Raw genomic sequence first — 10,557 nt, 5'->3', positions numbered from 1 at the left:
CTCTTATGCTTAGCCTCTAGTTCAATCAGACGAATTCGATGCGAGCACGCTGCAAGAAACATCCCCGACTCCATTCGCTCATCACGAGCGAAAGCTTCTAAGGCACACAGGGCAATTGTAATCCCATTGGCATCGGCAGCTTTGACGGCCTCGGCGATCCGATCCCATTGTTCCTCCAGTGAGTGATTGACATTCCACAAGGGGACTTCCAGCAATTTTATCGTACCAAACGTATCATTCTCATAAAAAGATGACTTCTGCCACATCTTCATCGACTTGTAATTACTTCTTATTCCCTCCACACCTTTGAAAGGAATGCCATAATGAAGGAACACATCCATCTTCAAATACTGTTTAATCAGTTCTCGTAAAGATAATAAATAATCCTTAAAAAGGGTTGTCGTATTCAAGCTCAGGTTAGGCTGAAAATTATAAATACATATCAATTGACCGTCAGCATCGGAAAATAACGTGACCTGCTGCTGCGATTGCAATGACAAATCGTTGGCTATGTTCCCAGCCGCATACAACAGCAAATTCATATCTTCAAATCTATACTGCTTATAGACAGATGCCCTATGAAAGGAACCAACTGCCATAAGAAAGTGCGAGTTCTCCCAATTGATGCCTAACCGTTTCCCGTAACTAAGYATCTCCGTGGCAGATGACGTTGTAAGCAGCTGCTGAAAGTACGTCTGTTTAAGCAAATCTTTATTTTTGATCAAATCTTGTTTATACACGATGTCCTCTACTTGATTTTTGGCCTCAGTTAACACTTGAATGGCTTTGCGCAGGCTCTCATCGAGCTGATCCGAGGTTAATTCATCCTTAATCAAATAATCGACAGCATCTAATTGCACAGCTTTTCTGGCATAATGAAATTCTTCATGACAGGTCAGAAACACGACCTGAAGTTCAGGCTTGAGCGCTTTCAGCTGAGCCACCAGCTCCAAGCCATCCATTTGCGGCATCCCAATATCCGTAATAACCAGATCGAGCTGCATTTCATGGAAGGTCTGCAAGGCACTTTCTCCAGAATGCGCAGTCGCAGCAAGCCGCAGCCCCAGCGATTCCCAAGAAATCAGTTTCGTTAAATATTTGATCATCGGCACATCATCATCTACCAACATGACATTCAACATGCAGATCCCCCTGTATCTAATTTCTCTGTAAATCCGAGTATAACGGTCAAGCCGCCGAGTTCGCTCTGTGTGCATGTCATCGATGAGCCACTGCCATAAGTCATCTTCAGACGTTGAAAAACATTCCACAACCCAACTCGCTTATCGGCTTGCCAGACTTCTGCATCTTGTGAGCTTTGCAGCCCGGCATTGAGCAGTTCTATTTTCTCCACACTCAGTCCCAATCCGTTATCGGAGATCGAAATTTCCACTCGATTATCGATTTGTTCAGCGCGTATGCCGATTCGAGGCTGATCAACGGCTCTCTTGAAACCATGTACAAAGGCATTTTCCACGATGGGTTGAAGTAACAGCTTCGGGAATTCCAGGTTAGCAAGCACCGGAGGAAGCTCAATATCCATCTGAACCACAAGATCACTGCGCATTTGCATGATGTCCACATAATGAAACAGCAGCTTGCATTCATTCCCTAGGCTAGAGGGTTCATTGAATTTCATATAAGCCCTTAATAAGCTCATCAAAGAATTAATCTTTTGACTGTGGACCATCTCATTATCTAAAGCTAAATTGCATTTAATCGAGTTCAGGGTATTCATCAGGAAATGAGGACGTATCTGTGAATAAAGCGCTTGAAGCTCTAATTCACGTTTCTGCTCTTGCTCCTGCTCGTTTTCCACAATAAGCTGGTTGATTTGTTCCAGCATAATATTGAGTGTTCGGCCCAAATCCGAAATTTCATCTTTGCCATCTTCTTCAAACCGAATCCGGCGATTGCCATTCCCAAATTGCTTGACGCCAGCTTGAAGCTGCCGAATGGGCCGATGAAGCCGCTTCGCTACATACATCGAGACGACAAAGAAGATCAGAAAAAATGGAATGATCAGCAGCAGCGTAATGAAAAATGTCTTCGTAATTTCACCGGTAGCTTGCGCATCCGGCGTTTCACTGATGAGCTTCCAGCCTGAATATTGAATAAGACCTTCATTTCTAATGCTATTTCTCGCGGTATTATCCATACCATAAGAGACATCAGGATTCCCTGCAATCAGTTTGCCCTCAGCATCAAACAGAGCCAATTTCGAAGCACTTAGCTGAGCGAACGCTTTCATAAAATAGCGCTCCGGTATCGAAATAAACAATGTACCCAGAGGCTGCGTATCACTTGGAGATTTGATTACCCTAGCAAGCAAGTAGGCCTTGTTGGTTGATGCATTTGCCCCCTGCGTTGGCACAGTTCCGAGCCATTGCAAAATGTTGGGCTTTGACAGATCCACACGCCATTTGACGACTTCGTACTGCTGCCTCGTCATTTCGGGATCTGCCCCTTGAATCTCACTGGACTGCACGATAAAACCCGCCTGATTAGACACGTACATGAGGATATCCGGATTCATCGTTTTGACATCAACCAGACTGAAAAAGTCTTTGATTTGCAAATAAGTCTCAAAATCATGAAAACTTTCAATGCGTTTCATCGTCATAAAAGCACGCAGCTGTTTTTTCACATTTTCATCCTGAACAAAAAAGTTCGAAGCATACGTCATATCATCAATCGTTTTGGAAATATCCTTGGCAATGACGGTAAGCACAGTTTGATTGCTGAGAAAGATTTTCTCCCTCACATTTTTATGCGTAATCGAATAATTGAGAAAGGCAGCAACGACAGTCGGCAGCAAAATAAAGCAGAGAAATGAGATTTGAATGCGTCGATAAAAAGAAAATCGAAATAGTGAGTTTATTCTCATAGGAACTCCTTCTGCCTTCTGGATGCTAGACATTCAACTACCCCTATCATAGCATAACGCCTGTTACCCTATGAACGAAAAACATAGAGGGCGCTTTTACGCCCTCTATCCCATGTGTCCGTCAGGACCCTATTTTGCATTTTGTTTGGCAATTTTATCGGATTCATCCATCATCCACTTTTGAGCTTCCTCAGCCGTTGTGTTATCGAGCATGAACTTGCTAAAGCCTTTTTCCAACACGCCTTTCAATTGGTTGCCGTAGGAAACAGAGATCGCAGGATCAAAATTCGTTTTTATTTTCTTATCAAAAATGGTTGCTTGCAGCGACGTTACGTCGATAATATCCGCCGCTTTGCCATACAAGCGATCTACAATCGCCTTGGGGTCGGCCTTTTTGTAACCGGATAATTCGAGTCTTGCCTCTTGCTCCGTCGTCATATAACGAATGAAATCGTAAGCTTCCTGCTTGTGCTTAGAGTTGGAAGCAACCGAAACGTAAGATCCTCCAATGTTCGTAATCCCTTGTTCTCCGCTTTTGGATGAGCGGGGCAGCGGAGCAATAACCGATTTGAATGTGTGCGGATACTTCTCTTTGTTCATCACATTGTCGAGCATGAATGGCGCCGTTGCCAGCATAGCCGCTTTGCCGTTCAAATATTCCGTAATATAGCTTAGTTTCGCTCCAACAACATCAGCTAAAGGCTTAACGGATTTATCATCTTTCTCCATGGTGCGACGCAGATTAAAGAAATAAGCAAACGACGGATCATTAAAGCCAGGCTTCAGGTCGCTTGTCAGATAAGGGCTTTTGAGATCGGAATACGCAATTAGATTCGTATACTCACCCCATGTGTGGAAATAAGCGCCGTATCGTTTATCGTTTCCATCCCCTTTCGCAAGTTTTTTCGCATACTCCCGAAAGTCGTCCCACGTCCAATCGAAGGTTGGCAGCGGTAGATTAGCTTCCTTCAATGCATCCTCATTGATCAGTACAAAATAAGGACTGGATGTCAGCATCGTCGCGTAATATTTCCCATTCACTTTGGGATTAATGTAATAATCTTCTTCCGGCTTTACATTGCTATTCGTGTACATCTCATCTAGCGGAGCTAGGACACCTGCTGCCGCTCTTGCCAGTGTTTCATCGATGTTCCCATACTCAAGGACGTCAACGTCTTCACCGGAAGACATTAAGACATCCATTTTCTTCATGCTTTCCACGGAATTTCCGGGAACTAAAGAAATATTCTGCACCTTGATGTTCGGATATTTGACTTGAAAAGCATCGATCATCTTTTGGCGTGCAACCTGATTCGTTTCATTATCCCACGTGTAAAATTTAAGATTCACTGGCTTTGCGGCCGCTTGTGTTGCAGCGGGTGCTGTGCTAGTCGTAGCTGCGGTAGATCCTGCACTCCCTTTATCTGAGCCCGTGCTGCATGCGCTCAAAATTGACATCGTTAGTAAGGTGCTGCTAAGCAGAATTGCCTTTCTATTTGTCATGTGACATCCCCCAATTGGTCGATTGTATTGTTGATATCCAGAATTTTACACGGATTATTTCCCTAAGATGGTATAATATTTTGCGCTCTTTGTGTGATATCTTTACCTTCCTAGCCGCCATATTCAACCTTTTACTCCACCAAGCGCGATGCCTTTGATCACTTGTTTTTGCAGGATGATAAAGATAATTAATAAAGGCAAAATTGCAGCAACAGAGGCCATCATCAGTACCGCGTAATTGTCGGCAAAAACATCCCCATAAGCATTAAACCCGCATGCGTGTTGTACAAGTGAAGCCACTTGAGCAGCAGATACCGAGGGACCAGGGTAGATTCGGAAGGGATGATCATCAAAGAAAGCAAAATCCCAAATGCCGTGTTACGCCCACGAAATTGCAGCTTCGTGAAGGCAAATGCTGCCATCGAAGAGAAAAGCAACGTTGCAAAGGTTATCGTAAGCGCTAGCTTCAGTGAATTGTAATAAAATAGACTGAACGGTACGCTGCTTAGCCAGACTTCCTGGAAATTGTTGATCAGGTTCCATTTGGTTGGAATCCACTGAATGGGGAATACCATAACATCCTTCTCATACTTCGCAGCCGCCGAAAGCATCCACAGCAAAGGCAGCAGGAATAGGAGCGAAAATAATCCCATCAACAACGTAGTGATCCACTTCGGTATATCGATCTTTTTCAATAACAAGCAAGCCCTCTCCTTTCTGCTATTCGTAAGCGGAATGCTTCTGCAGTCGATAAGTAATCAAAGTCACGACCCCGATGATAAGGAACAAAACCCATGAAATCGCCGAAGCGTAACCCATCCTGAAGTTCTGGAAACCCTCCTCATAAATCCGGTAAACAAGCACGGTTGATGAATCGTTCGGCCCCCCGCCCGTAAGAAAAGCGATTAAATCAAACACTTTAAAGGATGACATCAGCGTCGTAATAAATAAGAAGGACGTTGTCGGAGCAAGCAAGGGAAGCGTAATACGGAAAAATTGTTGGAAGGATGAGGCGCCATCCATATTAGCCGCTTCATATAGCTCATCCGGGATATTGGTCAAGCCAGCAATAAAAATAATAATTTGATAGCCCAGCGCTGCCCAAATGGCAATAATCATAATGGATGTTAACGAGTAGTGGGTATCCGCTAACCATTTCGGCGGGTTGGTGACCCCTATGCGGAGCAAGAATTGATTAATCGGACCTAGAGATGGATGGTACAAAGCGCTCCATATCGCCCCAAGCGCTGTTATGGAAGAGATATACGGGATGAAAAAAGCGATCTTAAAATAGCTTTGCCCAAACACTCTGGCATGTATGAGGACCGATAGTACCAACGCTAGAACAAGTCCAATGGGCACTGTAATTGCTGTATACGTTAGATTGTTTTTTAAGGCCATATAGAACTTATCGTCCTCAAAAAGCAGCTTAAAATTATCCAGTCCGATTATCTTAATACTGGAAAGTCCCCCTACTAAATTCCATTGGCAAAAGCTTAAAAATAAGGAGAACAACACTGGAAATACGCCTAGAATTAGAATGCACAGATAGACGGGCGAAAGAAATAGCCATCCCGCAAGCGCTTCTTTTCTAGGCTGATTCCAGAAAGCTCTTGGCCCGGGCGCAGACGAAGTTAGAGCAACCCTTTCTGAGTTATTAATCAACATGCTGTTCACCTCTCCAAATAACCACCTGACCTGAATGGTCTGGTAGAAAGCAATCTCTTCGAGATCATGGATTATTTCGCGCTAATTCCAGCTAAGAGCCTTTTCAGCACAACTACCGACTCAGCTCGAGTGGCATGTTCCTGCGGGGCAAATTCTTGCTCTGTTCGGCCATTCATTAAGCCCGCGTCTACAGCAAGTTCTACGACGTGTTTGGCCCAATCACTGACCGCGTTCTCATCGCTGAAAAGGATGGAGGTACTTGCCGTCATATCTTCGACTTTCGTTCCTGTCACCTGAGCCTTCGCCCTCATCAGCATCGCTGTCATTTCTTCGCGCGTAATGTTCTTCTCCGGGGCAAAAGCATCATCAGCAACTCCGTTGATCAATCCTGCTGCATATGCTTTCTTCACGGTGTCCTCATACCAGGAGCCCGCTGCGACGTCAGCAAACGGGTTAAGCCCCGCGCTTTCCTTCAGATTCAATGCTTTGGCAATTAAGGTTGCGAACTGCGCTCTGGTTACATTCGTATCCGGTGCAAAATGATCGTCATCCATACCTTCCACAATCTGTTTGTTAACCATCAGCATAATATCCGACTTGGCCCAGTGATCGGCAAGATCGCTGAAGATTTTGGTGAAATCGGCGGATTTACTAAGAGCGATGGATTGATTCTTCAAATTGTGATCCACGATTTTCATGGAGGTCCATGTAATTTGGGAAGACCCAACCTTCTTAGCTTTAAAGGTGATTGTTCCGATGTCTACATTTCCCTTCTCGCCATCCACTTTCCCCACTTTGGTATGCGCAAATGTTACTTCGTTGTTCTTCACAATGGGCGAAACGGAGAAACCCTCTATCTTGGTATCCGCTTTGACGACTTCGAGCTTGCTGGCATCAAAGGAGAATTTCGCTTCATACGCGTATAAATCCTGTATATTCTCCCCTTGCAGCGTAACGGTAAATTCGCCTGTAGACTCGGGATCCGACGTCTTCATCACAAATTGAGAAGCGTCCTCCGCATAGGCCGGACCAAGTAAGGCTAAAGAACAACCAAGATTGCAGACTAATGTGGCAAGTGCGATTTTACGTCTCATTATGAGCCATCCTCTACGCTTTATTGGATTATTTTTGCCGCTACAAAAGCAAGGTCGTCAATATCGATATGTCCATCGCTGACAACGTCCGCTTTCTTAGCTTGCTCCCAATCCGGGCTGCTTGTATCTTTGCCGTAATGGGCTGCTACGATGGCCAAATCGCCGATCGTTACTTGCATATCGTTCGTAAGATCACCAGGAACGCCAGGAATAGGAGCAGTAATTGCAACGCTGTAGCTAGAAGCTGCCGCTACCGCTTCGCCCCCCTCTGCATCGCCCAGCACCGCCTTCGAAATCGTCATCGTCCCCGTCTTATTTTCCGTGAAAACTTTGGCTCTGAAAGTCAGTTCTACAATTTGCGCGTCATTGCTAATTCCATGAGCTGCGCCTTGACTGGCAATGATTAGCCGCAGCTTGCCCGTTGATTGCCTGATCGGCTCCAGAATGGAGACGCCATCCATCACCGATCTTGCAGACACGAATTCCATCGTATTCGCGTCATAATTCAGAGTGACATCTTGCGCAAATGCTGCACGTGTCAGGTTCTTCAATCCGTATGTGACCTTGAAAGTTTCTCCCGTTGCTACCGTGCTGCCACCTGTAAGTTCTGTCGATAACGACGCAGGTGGCGTACTTAACGTAACCTCAAGAACAGGTCGATAAGAGGCATTGGCATGCTCCCTGGAAGCGTAACTTACGTCCCCTTTGGCTCCCTGATTCGACGTGGAGCGTAACTTTAGCGCTTGCAATTGTGCCAGAAATGGAGGCAAGATCGAATCGCAAATACGATTGCCGGGCATATCCTGCAGCATCCTGCTTGGATACCAGACTATCTGCTGTCCCATAGTTCGTACTGGCATAAGAGCCATCACGTACATACACATCGGCTTCAGGTAAAATCGTAAGGATTGGAACCGGTGTGGCGGACAACTCATTTGAAAGGCTGCTTTCACCAGCTGCCTGATAAGCCACTATTGCAAAATAGTAGGTCTTCCCCGTTTCCAAGCCAGTGACGGCAACTTGATTGGAGGAACTTACCGAAGTGACATCGAGCGTTCGGGTATAGACACCTGGAGCTGTGCCATACTTCACTCGGTATCCAGCTGCTCCTTGCACCCCTGTCCAAGACAACATAACTTGCGAAGCGCCGCCTTCTGCACTTACCAAAACAGGCGTTTCCGTACTGGAAGGCGTCTTCATACTGAACTTGGCTGCGAATGTCTTACCGAAAGCCCCACTCGTTTGAACGACCATTTTGATCGTCGGACTGAATTGGGTGACCGTAATACCAGGATCGAGGGAAACGACTCCAGCTGCGCTGCGATTAATTTCCACTTGAATCGTTCCTGTGTTTGCTTTCGTCGGATCAGAAATTCCGATATGGATTTCCCCATTCGTTTCTAGCGTTGTAACAGACGCTTTTTTGTCGCTTGTGATAAGTGGTTCATCGTTCGCATAAACCGTCTTCGTTACATCGCTCCAGAAATTAGCTCCAACTGCATGCAGAGACGTATCCATCACCGCATGGGCATCAGCAGAATTCTCCAGAATTTGAATATCTGGATTAGCCGCATAGCTCGCCGTTGCAGCCGTATCCTTGCCTGGCAGCACGACATAAGCGTAAAAAGCATTTGCAGGTGATTTGCCATGATTGAAAGCCAGGCTTACATAAGGATTCGTCACTTGATCCGTGTTTCCTCCTGTGTTTATCTGCTTCCATGTACCTGATCTAGATTCACGTAGACCAGCTATGGATGCCGTTCCTGGAAAATAGTAACCGATATCGGAACCTGGCACATTCCCAGCCAGATGCGCCCAATGCGCGTTATTCATTGACTCCGACCATCCGAGTCCGCTTGGCTTGGTGACGCCGTCAACAATGAGCGTATTATCGCCACTTTCATTTAACTTGCGGTTCTCGACAATGGTTTCAACCGTGCGTGCTGTGTCCGTACTTGTTATTCCTGAACCTAATGCAACGATTTGATCACCCAGCATAAACCATGATTTTTTGCCTTGCAGAGGACTTCCCGTATTTTGCGAAAGCGAGAACTGCATCCCAGCGGAACCGTAGAGTTGATCGACCGAAGAACCGCCTACCCATGTATTCGGGTTCGCATAGTTTTTCCAGTCAACAGGTGTTCCACTGCCAGAACCGTCTGTTGTTGTACCAGGAAGACGATACATATTGACAGTAGCCCAGTAGTTACCGCTGTACTGCTTCAAATCATTGTTGTACAGAGTTGTCATGCCAACGCCTGTAAACCACCCCTTGATATTTTCACCATTGCCATATTCAAATGCGGAAACACGAGGCGAGAACATACTGATTCCCAGTCCAAAATGTTCACGAAGCTGGGAAACACGGTCCATTCCCGGGAATTGGAATTGACCCACCAGCTTGCCTTGAGGCGTAATCGCTGGATCATTCATCAACCTTTTGCCAAGGATCATGTCAAACATACTGGCCCCCGTATAATAGTTCGCGAAGGTTGTGTCTGTTGAGATCCATTCCTTGACCATCCGCTTAATTCTCATCGCTTGTTCAGCCGGTGCTCCTTCAGCCAGACGAAGCATACTCAGGATAATGGAGCGTCCCGTTGTATGATCATTCCCGCTTTGCCGTGAGATTCCCCGTCCTTTCAGATTATCCATGCTAGCCCCCATATAAATAAGCGGCTTGTAGGATTCATCGACCCATCTGTACACATTAGCTACGTTCGGATCTGTGATACTCCAGGAAGATCCGCTCAATAAATACATCAGATCCGCCATTCTTCCGAGCAGCACATCCCCATACCCACCTGTGTAGGCAACATAAGTATGCTGAATAAACGATCCATCCTCGTAAAAACCATCTCCACTTTTTACATATAGAAATGCGGGACTCATTGAATCCCTGCCTTGTGCAATCTTGGCGCTCGATTTGCCGATAACGCCGCGAAGAGACACCACATAAGCTTTATCGAGTAAGTTCTCGCCTGTTTCCACAACGGAACTAGCCGTTCGCTTGCTTGGATTGGGGACAAATCGGTCAATGGCCCGCATGTAATTATCAATCTGAGCTTGCGTCAAATCTTCATACATCAGCACAAGCGTGCTATTGACGAGCTGAGGTGTGCCAATTTCCCAGTCCCACCAATTGTCATATTCACTTTTGGACTCCTTATAGCGATTGGCATAAGCCCAATCCAACCCGCTGATGATATCGCTTTTGAGATTTGCGTTGTGATAGAGCGTTGAGCCAACCGTCGAATATGCGATGGCCATTTGATTTAATCGCGTATAGTGTGATGACACTTCGCTTGATTTCGTCGTGCTTTGCAAATCAGCCCATAAGTAGGTCCTGTTCGCTGCTTTATTCATCGTGTCCCAGTAGCCTGTCAAATTCTCATTGCTTACAGC

The 10,557-nt window shown here is 45.8% G+C and carries 7 protein-coding genes and 1 pseudogene; all 8 read right to left on the bottom strand.

The window, feature by feature from the left end:
* On the bottom strand, window positions 1–1,142 hold a 1,142-nt coding region (locus AC1DUA_RS23730; protein WP_477502116.1), incomplete at its 3' end, for a response regulator.
* Entirely contained in the window at window positions 1,136–2,887 is a 1,752-nt protein-coding gene (locus AC1DUA_RS23725; protein WP_477502115.1) for a sensor histidine kinase, read from the bottom strand. The genes AC1DUA_RS23730 and AC1DUA_RS23725, both read right to left, overlap by 7 nt.
* Before the next feature lie 129 nt (window positions 2,888–3,016).
* Window positions 3,017–4,390 (bottom strand): ABC transporter substrate-binding protein, encoded by a 1,374-nt coding sequence (locus tag AC1DUA_RS23720; RefSeq protein ID WP_477502114.1) that lies wholly within the window; start codon window positions 4,388–4,390, stop codon window positions 3,017–3,019.
* Between the two features lie 123 nt (window positions 4,391–4,513).
* Window positions 4,514–5,043, bottom strand: a pseudogene (locus tag AC1DUA_RS23715) (ABC transporter permease family protein).
* A 67-nt stretch (window positions 5,044–5,110) separates the two neighbouring features.
* Window positions 5,111–6,058 carry a carbohydrate ABC transporter permease gene (locus AC1DUA_RS23710; protein WP_477502113.1) on the bottom strand — a complete coding sequence of 316 codons (948 nt, stop codon included), beginning with the start codon at window positions 6,056–6,058 and terminating at the stop codon, window positions 5,111–5,113.
* A 71-nt stretch (window positions 6,059–6,129) separates the two neighbouring features.
* Window positions 6,130–7,152, bottom strand: coding sequence for an S-layer homology domain-containing protein (locus AC1DUA_RS23705; protein WP_477502112.1), 1,023 nt, complete (start codon window positions 7,150–7,152; stop codon window positions 6,130–6,132).
* A gap of 20 nt (window positions 7,153–7,172) precedes the next feature.
* Entirely contained in the window at window positions 7,173–7,901 is a 729-nt protein-coding gene (locus AC1DUA_RS23700) for a cohesin domain-containing protein (RefSeq protein ID WP_477502117.1), read from the bottom strand.
* Window positions 7,798–10,557: polysaccharide lyase family 8 super-sandwich domain-containing protein (locus AC1DUA_RS23695; protein ID WP_477502111.1), on the bottom strand; the 2,760-nt coding region annotated here is incomplete at its 5' end. The genes AC1DUA_RS23700 and AC1DUA_RS23695, both read right to left, overlap by 104 nt.

The organism is Paenibacillus sp. 01T422 (genome assembly GCF_056398785.1).
Note: the sequence above shows the minus strand (reverse complement) of the source record. Positions and strands in the feature narration are given on the sequence as shown.

Excerpts from the sequence above, each read along its gene's own strand:
- AC1DUA_RS23725 (WP_477502115.1), bottom strand. The coding sequence starts at position 2,887 with ATGAGAATAAACTCACTATTTCGATTTTCTTTTTATCGACGCATTCAA.
- AC1DUA_RS23720 (WP_477502114.1), bottom strand. The coding sequence starts at position 4,390 with ATGACAAATAGAAAGGCAATTCTGCTTAGCAGCACCTTACTAACGATG.
- AC1DUA_RS23705 (WP_477502112.1), bottom strand. The coding sequence starts at position 7,152 with ATGAGACGTAAAATCGCACTTGCCACATTAGTCTGCAATCTTGGTTGT.
- AC1DUA_RS23710 (WP_477502113.1), bottom strand. The coding sequence starts at position 6,058 with ATGTTGATTAATAACTCAGAAAGGGTTGCTCTAACTTCGTCTGCGCCC.